Origin of the sequence: Confluentibacter flavum (genome assembly GCF_002843175.1) — a bacterium.
Classification (GTDB): Bacteria; Bacteroidota; Bacteroidia; order Flavobacteriales; family Flavobacteriaceae; genus Confluentibacter; species Confluentibacter flavum.
Genome location: NZ_PJEO01000014.1, coordinates 231353 through 254173, shown reverse-complemented (window position 1 = coordinate 254173; position 22821 = coordinate 231353). Strand labels below are relative to the sequence as shown.

General features: G+C 30.6%; 24 protein-coding genes. 8 read left to right on the top strand and 16 right to left on the bottom strand.

Annotated features, from left to right (window positions below):
* Positions 1–13 precede the first annotated feature (13 nt).
* Positions 14–310: an N-acetyltransferase gene (locus CSW08_RS04145; protein WP_106658636.1), complete on the bottom strand. Its 297-nt coding sequence runs from the start codon at positions 308–310 to the stop codon at positions 14–16.
* Between the two features lie 114 nt (positions 311–424).
* On the opposite strand from CSW08_RS04145, the gene CSW08_RS04140 reads away from it, so the two are divergent.
* The gene (locus CSW08_RS04140) at positions 425–1090 is read left to right on the top strand and encodes an alpha/beta hydrolase family protein (RefSeq protein WP_106658635.1); all 666 of its coding nucleotides are present in this window, start codon (positions 425–427) and stop codon (positions 1088–1090) included.
* A 51-nt stretch (positions 1091–1141) separates the two neighbouring features.
* The gene (locus CSW08_RS04135) at positions 1142–2062 is read left to right on the top strand and encodes a lytic transglycosylase domain-containing protein (RefSeq protein WP_106658634.1); all 921 of its coding nucleotides are present in this window, start codon (positions 1142–1144) and stop codon (positions 2060–2062) included.
* 164 nt (positions 2063–2226) lie between these two features.
* On the opposite strand, the gene CSW08_RS04130 is transcribed toward CSW08_RS04135, so the two are convergent.
* Together CSW08_RS04130 and CSW08_RS04125 are read right to left on the bottom strand one after the other, a co-directional pair.
* Positions 2227–2802 (bottom strand): tetratricopeptide repeat protein, encoded by a 576-nt coding sequence (locus CSW08_RS04130; RefSeq protein ID WP_106658633.1) that lies wholly within the window; start codon positions 2800–2802, stop codon positions 2227–2229.
* Positions 2792–3691: a DUF6263 family protein gene (locus CSW08_RS04125; RefSeq protein ID WP_106658632.1), complete on the bottom strand. Its 900-nt coding sequence runs from the start codon at positions 3689–3691 to the stop codon at positions 2792–2794. The genes CSW08_RS04130 and CSW08_RS04125 overlap by 11 nt, the downstream gene beginning before the upstream one ends.
* A 250-nt stretch (positions 3692–3941) precedes the next feature.
* On the opposite strand from CSW08_RS04125, the gene rpmH reads away from it, so the two are divergent.
* The 3 genes from rpmH to CSW08_RS04110 all read left to right on the top strand — a co-directional run bounded on the left by rpmH (position 3942) and on the right by CSW08_RS04110 (position 8265).
* On the top strand, positions 3942–4103 hold the full coding sequence (gene rpmH, locus CSW08_RS04120) for a 50S ribosomal protein L34 (RefSeq protein ID WP_038527912.1): 162 nt from the start codon (positions 3942–3944) through the stop codon (positions 4101–4103).
* Positions 4104–4215: 112 nt separating this feature from the next.
* Complete coding sequence (gene carB, locus CSW08_RS04115) at positions 4216–7068, top strand: carbamoyl-phosphate synthase large subunit (protein ID WP_106658631.1); 2853 nt, start codon at positions 4216–4218, stop codon at positions 7066–7068.
* Positions 7069–7158: 90 nt separating this feature from the next.
* On the top strand, positions 7159–8265 hold the full coding sequence (locus CSW08_RS04110) for a glycosyltransferase family 4 protein (protein WP_106658630.1): 1107 nt from the start codon (positions 7159–7161) through the stop codon (positions 8263–8265).
* Positions 8266–8268: 3 nt separating this feature from the next.
* Here CSW08_RS04110 and CSW08_RS04105 read toward each other — a convergent pair whose 3' ends face one another.
* Positions 8269–8925 carry a sulfotransferase family protein gene (locus CSW08_RS04105; RefSeq protein WP_106658629.1) on the bottom strand — a complete coding sequence of 219 codons (657 nt, stop codon included), beginning with the start codon at positions 8923–8925 and terminating at the stop codon, positions 8269–8271.
* A gap of 56 nt (positions 8926–8981) precedes the next feature.
* On the opposite strand from CSW08_RS04105, the gene CSW08_RS04100 reads away from it, so the two are divergent.
* Both CSW08_RS04100 and CSW08_RS04095 read left to right on the top strand, forming a co-directional pair.
* Complete coding sequence (locus CSW08_RS04100) at positions 8982–9737, top strand: phosphorylase family protein (RefSeq protein ID WP_106658628.1); 756 nt, start codon at positions 8982–8984, stop codon at positions 9735–9737.
* Positions 9727–10764 (top strand): glycosyltransferase family 2 protein, encoded by a 1038-nt coding sequence (locus CSW08_RS04095; RefSeq protein WP_106658627.1) that lies wholly within the window; start codon positions 9727–9729, stop codon positions 10762–10764. The genes CSW08_RS04100 and CSW08_RS04095 overlap by 11 nt, the downstream gene beginning before the upstream one ends.
* Positions 10765–10923: 159 nt before the next feature.
* On the opposite strand, the gene CSW08_RS04085 is transcribed toward CSW08_RS04095, so the two are convergent.
* From CSW08_RS04085 to CSW08_RS04030, 12 genes are all read right to left on the bottom strand, one after another.
* Positions 10924–11976 carry a glycosyltransferase family 4 protein gene (locus CSW08_RS04085; RefSeq protein ID WP_106658625.1) on the bottom strand — a complete coding sequence of 351 codons (1053 nt, stop codon included), beginning with the start codon at positions 11974–11976 and terminating at the stop codon, positions 10924–10926.
* The gene (locus CSW08_RS04080) at positions 11977–13662 is read right to left on the bottom strand and encodes an ATP-binding cassette domain-containing protein (RefSeq protein ID WP_106658624.1); all 1686 of its coding nucleotides are present in this window, start codon (positions 13660–13662) and stop codon (positions 11977–11979) included.
* Between the two features lie 2 nt (positions 13663–13664).
* Complete coding sequence (locus tag CSW08_RS04075) at positions 13665–15035, bottom strand: B12-binding domain-containing radical SAM protein (protein ID WP_106658623.1); 1371 nt, start codon at positions 15033–15035, stop codon at positions 13665–13667.
* Positions 15032–15808 carry a class I SAM-dependent methyltransferase gene (locus CSW08_RS04070; protein ID WP_106658622.1) on the bottom strand — a complete coding sequence of 259 codons (777 nt, stop codon included), beginning with the start codon at positions 15806–15808 and terminating at the stop codon, positions 15032–15034. Before CSW08_RS04070 ends, CSW08_RS04075 begins: the two co-directional genes overlap by 4 nt.
* Entirely contained in the window at positions 15798–17252 is a 1455-nt protein-coding gene (locus tag CSW08_RS04065) for a B12-binding domain-containing radical SAM protein (protein ID WP_106658707.1), read from the bottom strand. The genes CSW08_RS04070 and CSW08_RS04065 overlap by 11 nt, the downstream gene beginning before the upstream one ends.
* On the bottom strand, positions 17245–18147 hold the full coding sequence (locus CSW08_RS04060) for a nucleotidyltransferase domain-containing protein (protein WP_106658621.1): 903 nt from the start codon (positions 18145–18147) through the stop codon (positions 17245–17247). Before CSW08_RS04060 ends, CSW08_RS04065 begins: the two co-directional genes overlap by 8 nt.
* A 37-nt stretch (positions 18148–18184) precedes the next feature.
* Complete coding sequence (locus CSW08_RS04055) at positions 18185–18730, bottom strand: YceI family protein (protein ID WP_106658620.1); 546 nt, start codon at positions 18728–18730, stop codon at positions 18185–18187.
* A 159-nt stretch (positions 18731–18889) separates the two neighbouring features.
* Complete coding sequence (locus CSW08_RS04050; RefSeq protein WP_157831422.1) at positions 18890–19243, bottom strand: c-type cytochrome; 354 nt, start codon at positions 19241–19243, stop codon at positions 18890–18892.
* 17 nt (positions 19244–19260) lie between these two features.
* Positions 19261–19623, bottom strand: a complete 363-nt coding sequence (locus CSW08_RS04045) for a hypothetical protein (RefSeq protein ID WP_106658618.1) — start codon at positions 19621–19623, stop codon at positions 19261–19263.
* Positions 19624–19633: 10 nt separating this feature from the next.
* Positions 19634–20482, bottom strand: a complete 849-nt coding sequence (locus CSW08_RS04040; protein ID WP_106658706.1) for a DUF5777 family beta-barrel protein — start codon at positions 20480–20482, stop codon at positions 19634–19636.
* 46 nt (positions 20483–20528) lie between these two features.
* Entirely contained in the window at positions 20529–20906 is a 378-nt protein-coding gene (locus tag CSW08_RS04035; RefSeq protein WP_106658617.1) for an OB-fold protein, read from the bottom strand.
* A gap of 177 nt (positions 20907–21083) precedes the next feature.
* On the bottom strand, positions 21084–22160 hold the full coding sequence (locus CSW08_RS04030; RefSeq protein ID WP_106658616.1) for a hypothetical protein: 1077 nt from the start codon (positions 22158–22160) through the stop codon (positions 21084–21086).
* 111 nt (positions 22161–22271) lie between these two features.
* Here CSW08_RS04030 and CSW08_RS04025 point away from each other — a divergent pair, with 111 nt between their 5' ends.
* Positions 22272–22796 carry an RNA polymerase sigma factor gene (locus CSW08_RS04025; RefSeq protein ID WP_106658615.1) on the top strand — a complete coding sequence of 175 codons (525 nt, stop codon included), beginning with the start codon at positions 22272–22274 and terminating at the stop codon, positions 22794–22796.
* Positions 22797–22821: the final 25 nt, after the last annotated feature.

The following is a 22821-nucleotide window of genomic DNA, read 5'->3' as shown; positions in this document are numbered from 1 at the left end:
TGGTTTTGAGATTCTAAATAATAACCCCAACAGGAAGCATACGTTTGTACTTTCTGTTACTTCTTACAAACTTAGCAATTTCAGGACTCGTTGGTACAACACTTAAATTGCGTTCTTCAATTTGCTCAAAAACAGCGCATAAAAATTGCTTTTTAAACTCGTCGTCTTTAAGAGCGTCTGGAATTACAAGTTTTGTTAAAAAAATCTTTCGGTCTTGCAAAGAATACTCAATTTTAGCTAATTGGTCATCAATTCTGATTTCATATTGGCGTAAGAAATCATTGTCTATTAGTTCAGCAACATCAATCATGGTATATGTTTTTAATTAAATGGAATCTAAATAATGGAAGACTATTTTGTAGCTTTGCTATGCAAATATACAACAAAAAATCCTTAATGAAAGGGTTTCATCTGTTAAAACCTTATGTATCAACAACTAATACATGTCTATTTTATGCCAGGTATGGCTGCCAGTCCTAAAATTTTTGAATACATTAAGTTGCCAGAAAATCAATTTGAAATTCATTATTTAGAATGGTTGTTACCTATTGATAACGAGGTAATTACGGACTATGCTTTGCGTTTATCAAAACATATAAAACATGATAATGTGGTGTTAATTGGGGTGTCTTTTGGAGGTGTAATCGTTCAAGAAATTAGCAAACATATAAATGTTAGAAAATTAATTATCATTTCCAGCGTTAAATCATTGTATGAATTACCAAAGCATATGCAACTTGCAAAAGTTACTATGGCTTATAAATTATTGCCAACCCAATTAGTAAGTAATATAGATTTATTTGCCAAATATGCCTTTGGAAATAATGTTACAAAGCGTTTGGAGTTATATAAAAAGTATTTATCTGTTAATGATAGCCATTATTTAAGTTGGGCTATTAAAAACATGATTTGTTGGAATCAAGAAATACCGAATCCTAATTTAATTCATATACATGGAGACATAGATACGGTATTTCCTATTAAAAATATTAAGGATTGTATGACCATAAAAAATGGTTCGCACATCATGATTATTAATAAATATAAATGGTTTAATGAACATTTACCATCCATAATTTTGGGAAACTAGAATTAAAACCTATCATTATTTTTTTTTACCTTTAAACAAAACTTATTAGTTATGAAAATTATAGAAAGAACGTTGGCTTTTGTAGGATTATTAAGTTTATCAGCCCTGTTTATATACGCCCTACAAGATGCACCAACCGATGAGAATTTCGAGAAAATGCTCATCAACGATTATAACGTTTACGCACTTCAAATACCGGATGATTTAAATTTTGCAGGTGAGCCTATGCCACTTAAAGATCCTGATATTTATGAGCGCATGGATAAAGAATTGTTGGTAAACACCTATTGGCAATCAAACGGATTGTTAATGTTTAAGCGTGCCAAAAAATACTTTCCTATTATTGAACCTATTTTAGAAAAGCATGGCATCCCGGAAGATTTTAAATATTTAGCGGTTATCGAAAGTGGATTAACCAATGCAGTGTCACCAGCTGGGGCTACTGGCGTTTGGCAAATCATGCCTGCTACAGGCAGAGAGAACGGCTTAGAGGTAAATGATAATGTAGATGAACGTTATAACCTTGAAAAAGCCACTGAAGTAGCCTGTAAATATTTAAAAAAATCAAAACAAGATTTAGGTTCTTGGACACTTGCCGCTGCCGCTTATAACGCTGGTAATGCGGGAGTTTCAAGACGTATGAAAGAGCAAAATGTGAGCAGTTATTATGATTTGCTTTTAGGCGAAGAAACAGGTCGCTATCTTTTTAGGATTGTTGCGTTAAAAGAGATTTTATCGAATCCAGATAAATATGGCTTTAATTTCAGAGAAAAAGATTTATACAATACCATTCCAACATATCAGGTTAAAGTAGATTCTACTGTAACGGATTTCACCAAGTTTGCTGAAAAATATGGCATCAATTATAAAGTGCTTAAACTGCATAATCCTTGGCTTAGAGATAGACATCTTGTCAATAAATCTAGAAAAATATATACTATTGATATTCCTGAAAAAGGATATTATAATTAATTTTTTGGATGAACAGATGGGTAATCATCCTGATTTGAAAAAGTTAATAATTATTAATGAAATTGATTATCCGCTATTAATTATATAAATAAGAGACCCCTGAAACAATCGATAATCACCGGGATTGTTTCAGGGGCCCATTAAATAAAACGTTTAAATAAAAACTACCCTCTCTTTTTTTGCTGTCTTATTGAACCACCAGAACCATAAGGTTGATTCGGCATTTGGGCACGTTTCATGTTTTCTTTCATCATTTTTATCTGGTCGGTAAGCATACCTTGTTTATCCAATTTTTGGGCTTCAGATAGTAATTTTTGAGCTTCTTGCTTTCTGCGTTTAGAAAATGCAATACCAGATAAATTTAATTTTGCCATGGCTAAATCATGATTCATGGATAGTCCCAATTCCACAGCTTTCTTAAAATATTTTTCGGCTTCATTCATGTTGGTTTGAGATACCATGATGCCGTGCAAATAATTATAATACCCTTGTTGTTTTTTTACAAGTGCAGATTCTGGGTTTTTAATTTTATCTAGCCATTTTTTGGCGCCTGGAAAATCTTGTTTACGTAATCTTAAAAATGCCAAGAGAATAAATTCATTTTTAAAATATAAAAACACAAAAATTAAGGATAGTAATATAAGCATGATACCATTACCTATATTATTTTCTGTAAATTGAAATACTGCATAAGCAATAATACCAGCAGCAATAATGAGTTTTATGATTTTATTGTACATGTTTAATTGTTTTATAAGTTGTGGTTGAAGTTATTGTGGTTGGTATGTCTACATCTGTCATTTGTGCCATTACTGAAACACCTTTAGCAGTTTGCTTTACAACCATATCTTTGATAAATCCAGACGTTTTGCTGGCTGTTAATTTCGTTTGTTGTTTACCAGTTAATGTCATGGATACGTTCTCATCTTTAGTGGACATTGTTATATCACTATCAGCACTCAGTTCCAACGTTTTTTCATTTATGGTATCTAGCTTCCAAGTATTTTTAGCATTTAAATCTCCTTTGTAAATATTAACCCAAGTGTCGCCCATCTTCACTTTTTTATTTGGGTAAATAAAGGTCATCTGTTCAAAACTTTGGGCTAAACTTTTATTACCGAATTCTTTTTTCATGCTTTCAATCATGACTTGCTTTGTTAGTTCATCAGAAATACCAGCTTTGTCAATCATTTTAGCAATCATTTTTTCTGTTCCAGAAACCGATTTTATTTTACCATTTTTAAGTAATTCCATTTTTAATTTGGAGCCAATCATTCCTAAAAAAACCTGCGCTTGGATATCATCTTTAGAAATACTGTTTTTTGTATCAATATTAATTACGTCTCCGTACAGATTGGAATTAGTTACCATTTTAAATCTCTCAAAATTAAAATTAATAATATAAGTACTGTCGGTTTTTTGGGAAACAACAAACGTATAATCGGCTTCAATGGTGTTTTTTAACTCGTGTTTTGTCCCATCCAAATCTTGGGTAATATCTTGGATCGCTTTTTGAGATACGGTCATGCTATCGCCAACCTTTAAGTGATATTCTAAGATGTTTTGAGCTGATACAACATTAGAGAACAAGGCTGAAAATAGCAATATTCCCTTAAAAAAAATAGACATTGACTTGATTTTACTTTCGGAGTACAAAGAAACTAAATTTTTATGGAAAGAACTATATAGGTTTTTAACAAAAATGAGGTGCATAACATAAATAAATACTGGTGTTTGTCATTGGATTTTAAAATTTTATCAATAATAAAATATTTTTAAAATAAGGTTTGTCAAAGTGAAAACTCTTTGTATATTTGCCCCCAGTTTTGGAGAAACACCGAATAGATAAATACAATACAGATTTTAAAGATATAAGACAATGAGTAAAAGAACATTTCAGCCATCAAAAAGAAAGAGAAGAAACAAGCATGGTTTTAGAGAAAGAATGGCTTCTGCCAATGGAAGAAAAGTGCTTGCTCGTAGAAGAGCTAAAGGCAGAAAAAAATTGTCTGTGTCATCTGAGTCTAGACATAAAAAATAATGATTAACAATTGTTAATATTTAAAAGGTGTTACTTAAGTGTAATGCCTTTTTTTATGTCTGCTAATGCCTATTTTTGTAACATACTAAAACACACTATTTAAACAGTAAACATGCCAAAAAATTCACAACTAAAATCTATTTTAATTATTGGTTCAGGTCCTATTATTATTGGACAAGCATGCGAATTTGATTATTCAGGAACTCAAGCTTTAAGGTCGCTTAAGGAAGATGGAATTGAAACGATACTTATAAATTCCAATCCAGCAACTATCATGACAGATCCAACGATGGCCGATCATGTGTATTTGTTGCCTCTTACAACCAAATCAATTATTAAAATTTTAAAAGAACACCCACAAATTGATGCCGTTTTACCAACCATGGGAGGCCAAACCGCACTAAATTTATGTATTGAAGCTGATGAAAAAGGAATTTGGAAGGATTTTAATGTAGATATTATTGGTGTAGATATCGACGCCATAAATATTACGGAAGATAGAGAGAAATTTAGGGAATTGATGCTTAAAATAGGCATTCCTATGGCGCCTCAAGCCACGGCGACTTCTTACTTAAAAGGAAAAGAAATTGCTCAAGAATTTGGGTTCCCTTTAATAATTCGAGCCTCTTTCACTTTGGGTGGAGCAGGGGCTTCTTTCGTGCATAGAGAAGAGGACTTTGATGAGTTATTAACGCGTGGGTTAGAGGTATCTCCAATTCATGAAGTTATGATTGATAAGGCTTTAATTGGCTGGAAAGAATTTGAGTTAGAGTTGCTTAGAGACTCCAATGATAATGTGGTTATCATCTGTTCCATAGAAAATATGGATCCGATTGGAATCCATACAGGTGATTCCATTACCGTTGCTCCAGCTATGACGTTGAGTGATAAAACGTATCAAAAAATGCGTGATATGGCTATCCATATGATGCGTAGTATCGGTGATTTTGCCGGTGGTTGTAACGTTCAGTTTGCAATATCACCAGATGAAAAAGAAGATATAATCGCTATTGAAATCAATCCTCGTGTGTCACGTTCATCTGCATTGGCAAGTAAAGCTACTGGATATCCTATTGCAAAAATTGCTGCAAAATTAGCATTAGGTTATCATTTAGATGAACTTCAAAACCAAATTACAAAATCAACTTCGGCGTTATTTGAACCGACTTTAGATTACGTTATTGTAAAAATACCACGTTGGAACTTCGATAAATTTGAGGGTTCTGATAGAACGTTGGGACTTCAAATGAAATCCGTTGGAGAGGTTATGGGTATTGGTCGTTCTTTTCAAGAAGCACTTCATAAAGCAGCGCAATCCCTTGAGATTAAACGAAATGGGTTAGGAGCTGATGGAAAAGAGAATAAAGATTACAATCAAATTATAGAAAAACTTACCAATGCATCATGGGATCGTGTCTTTATCATTTATGATGCTATTGCTATGGGAATTCCGTTAAGTAGAATTCATGAAATCACAAAAATAGATATGTGGTTTTTAAAGCAGTATGAAGAATTGTTCCTGTTACAAAAAGAAATTTCTACGTATAAAATAGATACCATTCAAAAGGATTTGTTATTAGAAGCCAAACAAAAAGGTTATGGCGATAGACAAATTGCGCACATGTTGGGCTGTTTAGAAAGTCAGGTTTACAATAAACGTGAAGAATTTGGTGTCAATAGAGTTTACAAGTTGGTTGATACCTGTGCAGCCGAATTTAAAGCACAAACCCCATATTACTACTCAACGTTTGAAAGCGATATGGAAACGGCAGACGGACACCGTTATGCAGATAATGAAAGTGTGGTTACCGACAAGAAAAAAATTATTGTATTAGGCTCAGGACCTAACCGAATCGGACAAGGTATCGAGTTTGATTATTGCTGTGTTCATGGCGTTTTGGCAGCTGCCGAGTGTGGTTACGAAACCATTATGATTAACTGCAATCCAGAAACGGTTTCAACGGATTTTGATATCGCCGATAAATTGTATTTTGAACCTGTATTTTGGGAACATATCTACGACATCATCAAACATGAAAAGCCAGAAGGCGTTATTGTTCAGTTGGGCGGACAAACCGCATTGAAACTTGCCGAAAAATTAACCAAATACGGCATTAAAATTATAGGAACTAGCTATGAATCCTTGGATTTGGCTGAAGATAGAGGACATTTTTCTAATTTATTGAAAGAAAACAACATTCCGTATCCTCAATTTGATATCGCTACAACCGCAGATGAAGCTGCTGCAATTGCTGATGTGTTGGATTTCCCAATATTAGTGAGACCGTCTTATGTACTTGGTGGACAAGGCATGAAGATTGTCATTAATAAACAAGATCTCGAGAAGCATGTGGTGGATTTGTTGAGCCAAATGCCAGGAAATCAGTTGCTATTAGACCATTATTTAGAAGGTGCGATAGAAGCAGAAGCTGATGCCATTTGTGATGGTGAGGATGTTTACATTATAGGTATCATGGAACATATTGAACCTTGTGGTATCCATTCTGGTGATAGTAATGCCATGTTACCACCATTTAATTTAGGTGATTTGGTGATGCAACAAATAAAAGATCATACCAAGAAAATTGCTTTAGCATTAAATACGGTTGGATTGATTAATATTCAATTTGCCATTAAAGATGATTTAGTTTATATAATAGAAGCTAATCCAAGGGCATCCCGTACCGTTCCTTTTATTGCAAAAGCTTATGGCGAACCTTATGTAAACTATGCTACAAAAGTGATGTTAGGCGAAAAGAAAGTAAAGGATTTTACCTTTAATCCACAATTAAAAGGGTATGCTATTAAGCAGCCAGTATTTTCGTTTAATAAGTTTCATAATGTCAATAAGAAATTGGGTCCCGAAATGAAAAGTACCGGTGAAAGCATTTTGTTTATAGATAGCTTAAAAGACGATGAGTTTTACGAGTTATATTCCAGACGAAAAATGTATCTTAATAAATAAAAATAGAAGAGGCTAATCTAAAAGGTTAGCCTTTTTCTTTTAAGGGATTTTAAGTATATACAAAACTAATTCTTACTTTAGTTTTATTATATGAGTAAGGATAAAATTTTTGTTGACCTGTTTTATGTTACATTTTCTTTTAAAAAACCAGAAGAGGTTTTGAAGAAATGTTATAGTACTGTAGGATATCTTGAAAAACTGGCAACTTCTTTTAATTTATATTTTGTTGCAAGAACAACCGAATATAGTTCGTTTTCAGAAGACAAACCTTTAAAAGCATTCTTGTTTAAAGGGAAAAAATTAAAGAAATGGATGATTCCTTTTCGATTTAACTGGTTTATAAAGTCTTTGCAACCAGATTATATTTTAGTGCATGGTTTTGGCTTTGTACATTATTTAGTCTTTTTAAAAATGATACTTCCTAAATCTAAAATTCTTTTACAAAGCAATGGTTTTGCTCCTAAACCTAAAGGGATTAAAAAATATATTTATAAAATTGCTGATAGATTTATTGATGGTTATTTATTTACAGGTATCGAAAATGCTAAACCTTGGTATGAAAATAATATTCTTACTAAGAGTAAAATTTTTTCTGTAATGGAAGGTTCGACTTATTTTAAATTTTCTGGAAATGAAAAACGTAAGCCAAATACTTTTCTTTGGGTTGGAAGATTAGATGCCAATAAAGACCCATTAACCATTTTAAAAGCATTCGAACGTTTTCTTAATATTGAGGTGAATGCCATTTTAACAATGATTTTTCATGAGAATCATTTGTTATTACAAGTTCAAGATTTGATATTAAGTAGTGAAAAATTAAAAAAAGGCGTTATAGTAAAAGGATATGTAGAACATCATTTATTAGAAGAAATCTATAACGAAAACGAGTTTTTTATATTAGGTTCACATTATGAAGGTAGTGGTTATGCACTTTCAGAGGCTATGGCATGTGGATGTATCCCAATTATTACAAACATTCCGCCTTTTCAATATATGACTGATAAAAGTAATTGTGCCTTTATGTTTACTCCAGAGAATGACGATGAGTTGTTTGAAAGCTTAAAAAAGGCAGTAAGTACAGATACAATTGAAATGCAACAGAAAGTTTTGGAACAGTTTGAAAGAAAACTTTCTTTTAGGGCTATTGGGGAAGATATAAAATCAATTTTTGAAACTTTAGAAAGCAGGTTAAATTGAAAATTACTTACTACGATTTCTGTTTTTTTTAAGACTTCTATAGAAACGCACCATTTTTATTAAGTACTTATTATAGATTAATTCTCGGCTGTTGGAATCATTAACGTGAGGAAACTCAGAGTTGTTGTTTTTTTGGTTTAAAAAGCCACATAGCTTCTCCCAGCCATCACCTTCTTCAAAACACATAACAAGTAGTTTTTCAGGCGCATTTTTATTGAAAAAATCGATAACAGACTTATTGTGGTTGTTGTAGAAGTCAATATGTTCTTTTTTAAAATCATGAGGCATATAATATCCATAAATGAGTTTTTCAAACTTATTATCAGATATTGTTTTGGCATGTTTACATAAGCTGTTGTACCAAACTTCAGGAGACTTCCTAATGGTAAGAATAAATTTAGCATCATTAAATTCTTGATACATGTCCTTGTAAACCAAAGGCCAGGGCCAATCTTCAAAATTGTTTTTGGTTTTAGCTAATGAAATAATGGGGTCTAAATTATTTTCGTACCAAAATTTTGTCAACTCCCATCTGTTTTCAGATTTTGTGTACCGCAACTCCCAATCTAAAGCAAGGCTATCCCTATAGCCTAGAATAGTTAATGCCTTTGACAGAGATTTTGTGCCTGTTTTATTGAGACCTATGCCAAAAACTTTCATATAAATATTAAAATAATGCTACATTGCAATATACAAAGGTTAAATTGTAATTTTCAATGGAATTTACCGAATTAAAAAGAAATAAAGAGTTTTATAAAGAAAAATCGATACTTGATATTTTAGATATTGTTGCATGGAAAAAAAGCAACAAGAATTACAATTTTGAAACCTTACCTAAAACAGCAATATTATCGTTAAGTCGTTTCCTTTTGAGTAAAAAGCAACGAATTTTCAGCAAGAAACTAAAAGGATTATTCGGGCAGAATTATATTTTAGATGAAAATTACGTCTATTGTTCTGAGTTTGGTAATGGCGCTCCTGCAATAATAGGATTAATGGAAGAGTTGAGGGCTTTTGGAGTAGAGAATTTTATTTTTATAGGCTTAGCGGGCTTGTTAAAAGATGAAGTTGAAGAAAAGGTGTTTATTATAAATAATGCGTTTTCGACTACAGGATCATCTTATTTATATTCGGATAAAGATTCTTTTCAACCTAAAAAAGAGAAGTGGTTTGAATTTTTTGTAAAAGAATTAAACTATAAAAAAAGTATATGTTGGAGTACTGATGCGCCATTTAGAGAAACCAAAACGCTATTAACTTATTTTAAAGGAAAAAATGTAACTCATGTTGATATGGAATGTGCTTCAATTTACGCTTTTGCTGAGTTTTATAAATTGAATGCACTTTGTATCGTTGTATCAGCAGATTCTATATCAAATCTTACTTGGAATCAACCAAAGAATAAAAGTGAAATTAACTTGGTCTTAAAAAAAACAATTGAGAAAATAATAGCTACAAAATATGAAGCATGATGAACCACTTGTGTCAATAATTATCACTTTTTATAATGAAGAAAAATTGTTGGCAAGATGTTTGGAGTCGGTTAAAAATCAGATTTATAAGAATTTAGAAGTTGTTTTAATAAATGATGGATCTACTGATAATTCTTTACAAATAGCTGAAAAGTTTGAGCCGTATTTTGAAAATATTAAAATTTTTACTATTAAAAACAGCGGTCTAAGTGAAGCTAGGAATCATGGATTGAGTGCAATAAAAGGAGAGTATGTGACTTTTTTGGATGCTGACGATGAGTTAGAAAAAGAGATGATTAGTATTTGCATCGATAAAATAATAAAAGAAAAGTCAGATTTGGTGTTGTGCAGATTTTCAGTTATAAATAAAAATGGAGATGTTGAGTTTGTTTCTGGTTGGAAAGATAATTTGAAAGATATTAAAAGGACGAGCGAATTAATTCCACAGATGTTTTCATATGGGATTTCTGAGACGGTTTGGGGTAAAATATATAAATCTGATATAGCAAAGAGGATTAAGTTTGTTAAGGGAATATGGTTTGAAGATACCCCTTATTTATTCGAATATTTGTTTTTAGCATCTAATGCTTATTTAATAAAAGAAAGTCTTTTAAAAATACATAAAAGAGATACATCAATAACAAGGAGAGTGCTTGAGGAAAAACGGATTTTAGATTATCAAAGAGTATTTGAATTAGAACTTAGTACTCTTAAAAAATACCAAGGCAAAAGTAAATTAAAAAATAAAATTGCTAAACATTATTTAGATGTGATTGTTAGTAATTATTTATTTCAAGTTATTGATAAAGACTATATTATAAACCTAAACCATGTTAGAAAAATTTTTTACGATACTTTAATGACCTTTAAAAAAGTGCTTAAGGATGAAAATATTAGTCTTTCAATTAAAGATAAGCTACAATTACAATTATTAGAAATACATCGCTTTTTAGGATGGGATTTATCGAATCAAATTTTCAAATTTTTAAAACAAAAAAGAATACAAGCAATTAATAAATTACGTTAGAGACTGTTTAAATTTTGTTTTTGGAATGTTTTATAGGGTATTTTTTTGTCAGACGAAGGTGTTTTGAGATTCATAGCCATAGCTATGAACCGAAAAATAGCTGATGTATGGCGGAAAAAGGCACATAAAAGAGCCAAAGGATAAAACTTAAACAGACTCTTAATTATAAAAAGAATCATAAACTTCCTTTACAGTATCTTCCATTTTAAATTTTTCAATTCTTTTAGCTTTAAAATCACTTTTTAAAACTGTTAATATTCTGTTTTCTAGTTCTGTTTTGTTAGTACTATAGAAAAAAGAATCTTCAATATGTCTCGGGTTTTCTATTGGAATTGTACTTACTACATTACAACCGGCATAGAGAGCTTCGTGTAAAACTGTACCACTACCTTCAAATTTTGATGTGTGTAGAAATATTTTAGCATTATTCATGTATTCTAAAACTTCTTTTTGGGAAATACTTCCTGTAAATAGAATGTTGTCTTGTAAATCTAAAGCATTTATTTTTTTTTCAAGATTGGCTTTATCACCTCTGTTGGCCCCACAAATGACGGCTTTTACATCTTTAAACTCTTTTTTTATAATAGATAGAATATCAATAAAAAGAGAATAATTTTTTAAATCACTTAAATTACCAACACCTAAAATGGTGATTTCTCTATTGCCAGTATTCAATTGAGGAAATTTTCTAATATCAATTGATGCATTAGCAATTCGTTTTGCTTCAACATGATGGTCATTTAAAAATATTAATTTTTGATGTTCGGAAAGCATTATTATTTCTTCACCTGATAGTTTTAATAGCTTTGGGTATTTATTAGTTGACTTGGCATCTTGGCCTAGCATCCAAACGCGTAGTTTTATTTTGAAAATAGAAGATAATATCTTTCCAAGCAAACTACTTTCTCTATACCAAAAGCATAAAATACCATCATACTTGTTCTTTTTACAAAGTATAAAGCCTTTATAAATAGCCTTTATTAAATAAGGTAAGAATACGTAATATCTTTTGAAACCACTTCCAATGGGATATACATTTATAGTGTTATACTTGTAAGGTCTCGATTTTGGAAAAAATAGGCTAATTAAATCTACCTCTACGTTTGTGTTTTCGGTAAAAGCAGTAGAAAATTGACTTACAAACGGCACTTTGTGATCTTCTTTGTCATTTTCAGGAAATAAAGGAGTAATGAATAATAATTTTTTAGTCATTTATAAAAGTGTTAAATTCCTATTTTCTATTTTATAAATGTTTTTATAAAAAATGTCATTATCATCGTCATGTGATACAGATAATATAGTTGTATTATCTTTTTGATTTATTTCACTTAAAAAATCAAAGATGACTTTTTCTAAATGCTTATCTTGTTGATTCGTTGCTTCATCTAGAATTAATAATGAAGGTCTTGTATATAAAGCTCTTACTAATGCTAAACGTTGTTTTTGTCCACCTGAAAGACGAGAACTTTCAAGAGCGATTTCTGTTTCATATTCATTATCCATTTTGCCAATAATTACATGTAATTCCAACTTTTTACATAAATAATAGATATAATTATAATCTATTTCATTAGGGTTTTGCCCTAAAACTATGTTTTCAATAATGGTTCCGTTGAAGAGAAAAGGTTGTTGTGGCACATAATTAGCGAAAGGCAAGAAATCATAATTTTCAATTCTTGTTTTATCAATAAAACAATTTCCTTTTTTAGGCTTGATGATTCCTAAGATGATATATAATAATGTTGTTTTTCCTATGCCAGAATCACCTTTTATACCAATAAAAGAACCTTTGTCTATTGTTAGATTTATATTTTCTAGAATAGAGTTACCATCATAATCAAAGCTTATGTTTTCTAATTTGAATTGACTTTCATAATTTATTTTGAGATTATTAATCACATTATTTTGTTCATGACTCAATAAAATATCTAACGAGTACCTGTAAGTTTTTATCAATGTTAAAGCACTTAGTATTTTACTGATTGAAGGAATTAATCTTAAGCTTGAAGTTCCAAAAATTGTTAACAGTATAATGGTGTCTTTATTGCCAAAATTTATTATTGTAAACAGCACTAACGATATTATTAATGCAAATTCTAGGTACTTACTATAATTTGAATTGAAAGAGATTAATCGTCCTGTAACTTCGTTAAGGATCTTTTTTTCTTTTTTAAAGCGTTCTAAAAAGATTGGATAATTCCCGGAGTTTCTAATTTCTAAATAACCATTTAAGATATTTAATAATTCTGAATTTGACTTTGCTTGTGATTCTTTATAAATAGAATTTATTAGGTTTAATTGTTTTTTTTTGTTTAAATACATCAATACTGCCAAAAGAAAAAGGACAAGCACAGCAATTAAGGTTAGTTTAAAATAAGCAATTAGAAGAACAACTAAAATAAGAAATAAGACAATTGTTTCAGTAATTAGATTCACAAATGATAATAGGAATTTGCAACTAAAATCTTCAGGTATTGTATTGATATCTTGAATGATTTTCCCTTTATTCAAATGTTGATGTTTGGTATAGCTTTGAAAAACAAAATTATTGGTGCTTTCAATTGTTATTTCTGTAGATAAATAATAAAAGAAAACATATAAAGACGTATTGAATTTTGTTTGTAAAATAATTTTAACTAAATAAAAAAGGATTAATGATCCTAAAAAAACTTGAACTTGTAAAGTAGATATATTTAAATCGAAAGAAAAATACTTAAAACTTAATTCTTTAATTTTTTCAGGATTAAAAAGTAAAATTATTACAGGAATCAGTAAGGAAATAGAGATTAAATCTAAAAAGGCAAATAATATACTTTTGTATATAAAGTGTTTTATTTTTCTTCTCTTATTGCTTGGAATTACACTTTTAATATTTAGATATGTTTTTTTTATACTCACTTTTATTTGTTTAACATCATCATTCCACTAGCCAAAACAGATTTCGTCTTATGTTTTAAAGCTTGGGTTATATTATTACTTTTCTTTTTATGAAATTCTACTTCATTCACCACTTTAGAAACTGCATAATCATAATATTTACGAGAATAAGTTCTTTTAAAATCAATATCTCTATCCGTTGAGGTTTCCCAATCTGGAGCACTTGTTATCTTGTCTTCAATGTCATTATAAAGTGATGTTCCTTTTATAGGATATGCGATGGTTATGGTATAGTGTGTAGGATTAGCATCTTTTAAATATTGTATAGTTTCTGAGATGTCTTCTTCTGTTTCTCCAGGATAACCTAACATAATAAAAGTTCCAGTTTCAATTCCTAATTGATTTGTTTTCTGAATGGCTTCTTTCACCACGTTAACATCAACACGTCTGTCCATTAAGTCAATTATTTTTTGGGAACCACTTTCTGCTCCAATCCAAATTCTAAAACAACCTATCTCTTTTAATACTTGTAAAATGTCATCATTTAATCGTTCAGCACGTGTAATACATTCAAATGGAATAACAGCTTCTTGGTTTAAAACTTCCTCTTTAAAAGCTAATAACCATTTATGACTCACCGTAAAAACATCATCTACAAACCATATAGCATCTGGATTGTATTGTTCTTTTAGCAGCTTCATTTCAGCGGCTACTTGTTCTGCTGGTCTTCTTCTATAACTTTGTCCATAAACAGCTGTACTGCACCATTTACAGGTATAAGGACAACCACGTTGTGTGGAAATGGTCATCGAACTTTGTCCGTGATTGTTTTTCCAAGTGTCCAAATATTTTTGCATGTTTATAGCTTTTCTATTGGGCAATGGTAATGCGTCGAGTTCTCTAAATTTTGTTCGTGCTTTGGTTTGAACCACTTTTTCATTTTCTAAAAAAGCAATTCCGTTTACTTCGTGAAAAATTTGATTATTTAAAATAGCATTGTACAATTCAAAAGTGGTTTCTTCTCCTTCACCAATAACTAAAAAATCAGCACCAGCATTTAAGTAGTTTTCAACATTATAAGAAACATCTGGTCCACCAAGTACAATTTTTGGATGGTTATATTTGGCTGTTTTTAGGACTTTAATTAACTTAATAACTTCAATTTTAGTTACTAAGTTGGTGTAGATACAAACTACTTTTGGACTTTTTTCTAAAATGAATTGTAGTTGTTCTCTTTGGGTTGAAAAAGTAGTGTCAAAAACATCATTAGGCACGTTTTTACTCACTAAATAAGCAGACACATACAACAACCCTAACGGAGGATAAGGTTTCATTATCTTTTGCTCTTTTGAATCATTTGATAAATAATAAGCATGTGTAAATAAAACACTCATTTTTTTTCTAAGATTATAATGTAATGATCGGCATATTTTGAAAGTAAAGACCAGTTTTTGATTTTGTTTTCCAAATGATTTAAAAAATTTAAAAGACCTATTTTATTTTTAAAAAAGGGTTCTAAATAGGAGGGTGGAATAAAAAAACCAATGGGTTTACTTTCTAGGAAATTAAAATTAGTTTTTGCTAAATTTAAAATATCTTTTGGATTATAATAATAGGTTAGTACATTTTCTCCACCTACATTAACTATTGCAACTTCTTTTTTTCGTCTAAAAACTTTGGAAAATTTTCTTTTCAAAAGAAAGTAGAATTGTTCCCAAATGGTGTTTTTAGACATGATTACCAAGGCTAATTTCCCTCTTCTATTAAGATTATTGGTAATATTGTTGAAGAAAGTTTCAAGTTCAGTGTTGGTTAAGCAATTTAATCCACCAAAATTGGAGAAAACCATATCAAACGTTCCAATATCTTTTTTCTCAGAAATGAGATTAATGTCTAGCTGTGCAAAAGTTAAGTTATGATATTGATTTTTTGATTTTCCAATAGCAATCATTTTTTTAGAAATATCAGTGGCCAATACATTGAAATTTTGTTTGGCTAACCAAATAGCATCTTCACCAGTTCCACAATTGATTTCAAGAATATCTTTTATTTGATGTAAATGTTTTGAGAGTAATTGGTAAACTAAAAAGCGTTGAAGTCTGCCAATCTTTGTATTTGTAAAAGATTGATCATATGTATTTGCCGCTACATCAAAACTAGCTTTCATCTTGAAGTGTTTTCAAACTAATACTATCCAAATAAGCACTAGGAATATAATAACCCAATTTTACAATGGATTTCAATTTCATGACAGATGGTTTTGATTGAAAAAGTTGTTTTAAATTATAAATCCCTTGGCTTTTTCTATATTCTTTATGAACAAAACGCTGTAATTTTCTGTAATAATTTGATGAATAGGTTCCTTGAAACATCATGTCTAAATCGTCCGAATCTTTCCAGTTGGCTTTTAGTTTTAAATCGTCTTTTACTTTTTCATAAAATTGGGTTCCAGGTAAAGGATATGATACTGAAATGCCTATATTATCTGGTAATAATTCTTTTACCATTTGTATTGTTTTCTGAATGTCATTTTGATTTTCTGTTAGGTAACCAAATTGCAAAAAGAAAGCGACTTTAATATTTTTTTCTTTTAATAATCGAGTTGCTTCGTATATTTCCTCAACTTTGGTGCCTTTATCCATGGCATCCAAAATTTTTTGAGAAGCGCTTTCAGCACCAACCCAAACTTCTTCCAACCCTGATTCGGCTAAAGCATCAATAGTATCTTCTTTCAATAATAAATCAACACGACTTTGAATAAAATATTTAATCTGAATATTTTTTTTCTTTAATTCTAGATTGAATTCTTGAACCCAATTGGGTTTCAATCCAAAAATATCATCGCACATCCAAAAACGTGAAACCTGATATGTTTTAACCAAGTATGTAATATGTTTTACAATGTATTCCGGCGAATGGGAGTTATACCGATTGCCATAAATGGGTTTTGCGCACCAATTACATTTATAAGGACAGCCTCTAGTGGTAGCAATATTTAAAGTAAATGTGTTACCACCTTGTTTCCAGATGGTTTTGTATGCGTCCATATCTACTAAATCCCAAGCTGGTATTGAAAACTCGTCTAAGTTTTTGGCGACAGTTCGACTAGGCGTCATGACAAACTCATCATTTTTTAAAAAACAAATACCTTTTATATTCGAAAAATCTGTATTGTTTGTTTTGGCATCAACAAGTTCTTTTAAGGTTATTTCACCTTCTCCCTTTATTACAAAATCTGCCCCAGATTCAATGTATTTTTCATAATGGTCTGTAGCATCGGAACTACAAACAATCACGGTGCAATTCAGTTTTTTTGCGATGTTGATCATTTTAAAAGCTTCCTCACGCATGGTGGTTAAACACATTTTTGTGAGGTAATTGAACCCGTCATCATAAATGACAAAAATTTTCGGCTTATGTGTTTCTAAAAATGGTTTAATTGATTGAGGATTGTCTAAAAGGTTTGTATCAAAAAGACCAACTTTATAACCATTTTCTCTAAGAAATGATGCTGCGTATAGTGTGCCTAACGGCGGGTATGGCGTTTTGTTCTTCCACTGTTTAGGGTCGAATTTATAATAGTATGAGTGTGAAAATACAACATCAAGCATGTTCATGTTCTAAAGTGATATTATGAATTTTTTTAACTTTAGAATACTTTTCGTTTAAAGTATCAATAACCTTTTTTTGAAAATTTTGCGGATGATGTTTCGATACATTTTTTGTAGATTTCATGGCTATATCAAAACTAGCTTTATCTAAATTTTTAAACTTACTTTTCCATTTTTTATAGGTAAATTTCATAAACCAGATATCCAAATAATCTCCAAAATCACTGTTTAACAGACGTTCAGTAAGTTTAATTAAAAAGTTTTTTTTAACGGTATTGATTTGATGATCTTTTTTTACATAATTAGAAAAATATTTTTTTGCCCATTGGTTTTCCTTATAAAAAGATTGAAAAACATCTTTACCACACATTGGTATCATGGTGATGAGTTCTGTAGCAGTAAATCTGTTTTTTTCATGAATCTCAAGCATATTGCTTGCAATAAAATAATTAACACAAAAGTATTTTTTTGAATTTAGCAAGAATATTTTCTTGTAAAGAACAAGTATGGTGCGTGCAACCCAAAGCCTTTTTTGAGAAGTGATAATAAAGAAATCTATATCACTTTTTTCATCATGATAGCCTTTTGATAATGATCCCGAAATTCCAACACCTTCAACAAAAGGAAATTTGGCAATAAAGTTTGAAACTTTTATTGCTTTAGGAAATATATCGCTGGCCATACTATTTCCAAGTATTCTTCTTTCCACATGAAGACTATTGTTTTCACATAAATAATAGTCGTTTATTTTGTATATAGCTTTTTTTTCCAAAAGTTGTGACAGCTCTTCATCCAAAAGAACCTTGTTTTTCAAATCAGAGAATGAAAATATTTCGTCTCGCTTTAAAGGATACTTAAAAATGGAAAAATATAACAAGGTTTTTAGAGCATTCATTCAATTCAATTCAATTTAGACAAACAATTTAAGCATACTATTTTGATTTGAGAAGAAACTCGAATGTTACTTCAATATCATTGGCAATTTTGGAACTTACTATTTTTGGGATTTTAATATCAAAGCTAGAAGCCTTTTCTGTAAAATTACCAACAATGTTTATTTGGTCTTCTTTTTTGGAGATGGTTACAGCCACTTTTTCAAGAGTTTTAGTTTTTCCATGGAAAGTAAGAGAACCACTAAGATAAAATACGCTTGGTTTATCGGTAAGTTTATTTATTAAAAAACCATCTATCTTACCTTTAAAGGTAGCCTTTGGGTATTTGTCAGATTCAGCATAGTTTTCGTTGAAATGCTCTTCCATCAGGGCATTTTTAAAACGGAATCCTTTTACCAATACCAATGCAGCAAATTCACCATTCTCAGTATCTAAAATAGCAGTTGCAGAATTGTTTTTAGCAGCTACTTCTTCAAAAGAAGGTACCGAAGCTTCAAAATTGACAATCCCTGATTTAGTTATAAATTTAGTCTGGGAAAATGTATTAATGCTTATTAACACAATAATGTATATTAATTTTTTCATTTTATTTGTTTTGATGATTATAACAAGCCTGTCTAAGTAGTCCTTTACATTTAATTTGTCAGGAGCTTGTCGAAACCGATATCGATTACCGGTGAGTTAAAATATTTCGACAAGCTCAATATGACATAAAACGAGACTTTTTAGACTGCCTCTTTTACTTTAGTTTTCTAGAAAACCGCCATCTTTCCATTGTTGAATAAGATTTTTGTCAGCGTTTGATAAAGGACTGTTAGGTGATGGGGGCATGGGGTTTGATGTGCTGTTTATCCTTGTAATTAATCCTCTAGTTTCTACAGCACTTTTTACTTGACTATATGTTGTTAAAGACATGGGCGCCCCATTTGCAGGTGTGCTTCCATGACACGACGTACAATTATTGCTCATAATGCTTTTTATATTGCCATTATAGGTAACTGTAGTTGGGTCTGGTGCTGAAGGGTCATCACCACCACTTGAGCAATTAAAAAGGAATACGGTGATTACTAATAATGACATTAAATATTTAAAATTCATAGCATTCTTATTTAAGGTTAATTTTCTAAAAGACCATCTGTTTCCCATTTTGTAATGAGATCAATGGTGAGTTGAGGTAGCTTTTGACCACCTAAAGGCATCAGCTCTCCTGGGCCATTTCCATTAATTTTACTTATTAAATGATTGTTTTGTACAGCCGACTTAACATTTTGATAAGTGAGTAAAGAAATTGAGGCTCCATTGATTGGAGGGTTATTATGACAATTTATACAGTTATTATCTATGATAGGTTTTATGTGGACTGTATAATTAACGGTTGATGGAAGTGGATCTGAATCAATCAAATCATCCTCACTATCATTTGCACAATTAAAGATTGTTAAGCTACTTACTACAACTAATAAAAATACTTTCTTCATGGTTTGGGTATTAAAATGTTCTACTTAAATTAAATCCGAAAAATATGTCGCCATCTCCCCAGTCTCCAGTTGCTTGACCTAAATAGGTGTTTGTATTCATCCCTTGGGCATTGGTAAAATGCATTTGGAATACGTGTCCTCCGGTTTCTAAGTCAAAGCCAATAGATAATGGATTTTTATACGGGGAATTGCCGGCTCTGTTTAAGTGCCAACCATAATCAGCATTTATAGACCAGCGTTTACTAAGTTTATAACGCCCACCAATACCCAATGCATATTGCGAATTGTCTTGCTCATCTATGGCAACATAATTTTCGTGAAAAAATGTGGGGGCCAATTCCAATGATAAATTGGTATTTATTTTTCTTGAAATCAATAATTGGGCTACATAGGTTAAGCGATGTTTAAATTCCAGTAACGGTAAATTATCCTTATTTAAGCCTGTATTTATAAGCAATTCATTAAATCCCACAACTGTAAAAGGTGAACCACTTTCCTTTTGTCTTAGAATCCTGTATTTTGTTGAGAACTCATAAATTTTTTGAAAGGAGCTTCTTGAAAATCCAACATTGAAACCATCGGAAATACCATATATGAAATTGAGTCGTGTTACGGCATCATCCAATCCAAAAAAAGTGTCAATTCCATTTTCAATGCTACCAAATCTATGCGCTACAATAAATGTAAATTGGTTTTTTGCTACTAATTTGGTTGATTCGAAGTTGACGATTTTTAGTCCTTTAAAAGTAGCATCAGCATAGTTTGCCCATGTGGAATCTGTATCAATTTCGTTTAGCAAATCATCTTGAGCAATAGTAGATAATGGAAAAAGGGTTAAAATGAAGATTAAAATTCTCATATTCAGTATTTGTTTTTTTGGTTTATTATTTTTTTTGTTTTTCGGATTAATCAATAATAGTACATTGGTCTAGTTTCACTTGTTCTAACAAATCATCATAACCAATAAAACGGCCTTTAATTTTGATTTGGTCAGTCTTTAAATCCGTTTGAATTTTGTTTGAAAATTGACAAAATACTTTACCATCTATAGTGATGTTTTGTGGGTTTTTGTCTGAAATACTGCCACTAACTTCAATGGTTTTATTTAAATATTTGTTTTCTGATGACATGGGATTAATGGCAAATTCATTCGAAATATCTGATGCTGTAAGTTTATATATAGATGTTTCGGTTGCTATATCTCGATGGTCTTGATAAATGTATCTGTAACCTATAATAACAACCACAACACATAACACTATTAATATAGACCATTTTTTCATAGTTTCTTTTTGTTTTTTAAACTGCTTCAGCTGTTAAGCTGAAGCAGTTTTGCTAGTATTCAAATGTTTTAACACTTAAAAATTACATTTGAAAATGAAACTTTTCTTTTTCATTAGGCATTTCTACTAGCTATTTTTTTTTAAATAATAAATATTCTTTAGTTTCTTTAAAGTGCTTTAATTACAACTTTTAGCATATCTTAATCTGTCATTATCTCCAACTCTTAAATCAATTTTAGTTTCAGTGTATTTAGATATTTCATGTAAGACCCAATCATTATTACAATAATCCAGTCCTGGAACATTTACGGTTACTACCATATTGTTACCTTCCCCAGATGCCACCCAAGTGCCGTATGCCGAGATACCGTCCCAATAAACTGAAAGTGTGCCATTAGGGTAAAAGTTGAAGGTATAGCCATCATAGTAATTATCATAATCGTTACCGTAACGCTTTAATCTATCAACTTCCCAGCCCGAGCAGTTGGTTAAAACATCCAATAATTGATCTTGGTTGCAGTCGTTACAATCATCATCATTATAATCGTAATCATCATCTTCATCACAAATATCATCATATGTTTCTATATGGTTTTTTAACTCAATTAGATTGTTAATAGTTAATTCGGTACCATCATATAACGTTACCGTAATAGGGAATGTAATGGTAACAAAATCTGTACTACTTAAATTTTTGATAAACCCATATAGCTGAATATCGGAAGTTATGGTAACGCTATCTATAATTTCGTTGTTTGAGTTGTACAATGAAGCCGTAATAGGGTAGTTGAAATCTAAACATTCTATATCGTCATCAATTTCATTTTCACCATTACAAGTACTGGAGTAGTTATAAAGTTCTGTATAATTGTTGATTGCTACATTTGTAAAATCGCTAAGAATTATGGTGATTGGAAATGAAATGTATATCGTATCAACATCATCATCGTCTTCATCAAAAATGTATTCAATAATTTTATAATCTTCTTCAGAATTAATAATTATTGTATTTCCATTTACATTTACGGTTACAGGTAGTTTTATGTTAAAGCAATTGGCATTACAAATGATGTTATCGTTAGACCCATCGTTGAGAGACGTTTTTTGCATTAAATTGGCAACCGATGAATTTGCAACTAAAACTTCATCTTCTGGTGCTTGTATAAATTCCGTTTCCTCGGATCTACAAGAAGTTGTGAGTGTCAATGCTATTATAAAGATGTAAAAGATAACTTTTTGAGCTATTGTTTTCATAATTTGGTCGTCTTTACTGGAGCTTTTATTAATTAAACAACTAGGAATATAAAACTCCTGAAACTTTTTAATAAATTTTTTATATAACTTTAAAGCATTAAATTAAATACTTTGCCAAAAGAACTTAACGACAACATTTGCGAAGACAAAGTTTTTGAGCGTGTTTACAATAAGTACTCACAAGACTTGCTCAATTTTTTATATTATAAGTATGGGTCACAAATAAACCCTAACGATGTCACACAAGATGCCTTTATTAAATTATGGGATAATTGCAAGAATGTCACTTTAAGTAAAGCCAAATCTTTTTTGTTTACCGTTGCGAACAATATGATGTTAAACGAGATAAAGCACCAAAAAGTAGTTTTAAAATATCACCAAGAAAAACCAAAAAATTACACTAACGAATCGCCTGAATTTATTTTAGAAAAAGAGCAATTTTTACAACGCTATCAAAAAGTATTAGAAAATTTAAATGAAGAACAACGCATTGCTTTTTTATTGAATAAAGTGGAAGGAAAAAAGCATAGCGAAATTGCCGAACTTTTAGATGTTACCCAAAAAGTAGTGGAATATAGAATTTATAGTGCCTTCAATACGTTGAAGAAAGAGTTGGAAGGATTTAAAATAAAATAATCAGGAGAATTTAGTTTGAAGTTGT

Coding starts and splice junctions, on each gene's coding strand:
- CSW08_RS04140 (WP_106658635.1), top strand. CDS start 425: ATGTATCAACAACTAATACATGTCTATTTTATGCCAGGTATGGCTGCC.
- CSW08_RS04125 (WP_106658632.1), bottom strand. CDS start 3,691: ATGTCTATTTTTTTTAAGGGAATATTGCTATTTTCAGCCTTGTTCTCT.
- CSW08_RS04135 (WP_106658634.1), top strand. CDS start 1,142: ATGAAAATTATAGAAAGAACGTTGGCTTTTGTAGGATTATTAAGTTTA.
- CSW08_RS04060 (WP_106658621.1), bottom strand. CDS start 18,147: ATGAATGCTCTAAAAACCTTGTTATATTTTTCCATTTTTAAGTATCCT.
- CSW08_RS04055 (WP_106658620.1), bottom strand. CDS start 18,730: ATGAAAAAATTAATATACATTATTGTGTTAATAAGCATTAATACATTT.
- CSW08_RS04105 (WP_106658629.1), bottom strand. CDS start 8,925: ATGAAAGTTTTTGGCATAGGTCTCAATAAAACAGGCACAAAATCTCTG.
- CSW08_RS04130 (WP_106658633.1), bottom strand. CDS start 2,802: ATGTACAATAAAATCATAAAACTCATTATTGCTGCTGGTATTATTGCT.
- CSW08_RS04065 (WP_106658707.1), bottom strand. CDS start 17,252: ATGCTTGATGTTGTATTTTCACACTCATACTATTATAAATTCGACCCT.
- rpmH (WP_038527912.1), top strand. CDS start 3,942: ATGAGTAAAAGAACATTTCAGCCATCAAAAAGAAAGAGAAGAAACAAG.
- CSW08_RS04085 (WP_106658625.1), bottom strand. CDS start 11,976: ATGACTAAAAAATTATTATTCATTACTCCTTTATTTCCTGAAAATGAC.
- CSW08_RS04070 (WP_106658622.1), bottom strand. CDS start 15,808: ATGAAAGCTAGTTTTGATGTAGCGGCAAATACATATGATCAATCTTTT.
- carB (WP_106658631.1), top strand. CDS start 4,216: ATGCCAAAAAATTCACAACTAAAATCTATTTTAATTATTGGTTCAGGT.
- CSW08_RS04045 (WP_106658618.1), bottom strand. CDS start 19,623: ATGAAGAAAGTATTTTTATTAGTTGTAGTAAGTAGCTTAACAATCTTT.
- CSW08_RS04110 (WP_106658630.1), top strand. CDS start 7,159: ATGAGTAAGGATAAAATTTTTGTTGACCTGTTTTATGTTACATTTTCT.
- CSW08_RS04040 (WP_106658706.1), bottom strand. CDS start 20,482: ATGAGAATTTTAATCTTCATTTTAACCCTTTTTCCATTATCTACTATT.
- CSW08_RS04095 (WP_106658627.1), top strand. CDS start 9,727: ATGAAGCATGATGAACCACTTGTGTCAATAATTATCACTTTTTATAAT.
- CSW08_RS04075 (WP_106658623.1), bottom strand. CDS start 15,035: ATGAGTGTTTTATTTACACATGCTTATTATTTATCAAATGATTCAAAA.
- CSW08_RS04035 (WP_106658617.1), bottom strand. CDS start 20,906: ATGAAAAAATGGTCTATATTAATAGTGTTATGTGTTGTGGTTGTTATT.
- CSW08_RS04050 (WP_157831422.1), bottom strand. CDS start 19,243: ATGAATTTTAAATATTTAATGTCATTATTAGTAATCACCGTATTCCTT.
- CSW08_RS04145 (WP_106658636.1), bottom strand. CDS start 310: ATGATTGATGTTGCTGAACTAATAGACAATGATTTCTTACGCCAATAT.
- CSW08_RS04100 (WP_106658628.1), top strand. CDS start 8,982: ATGGAATTTACCGAATTAAAAAGAAATAAAGAGTTTTATAAAGAAAAA.
- CSW08_RS04030 (WP_106658616.1), bottom strand. CDS start 22,160: ATGAAAACAATAGCTCAAAAAGTTATCTTTTACATCTTTATAATAGCA.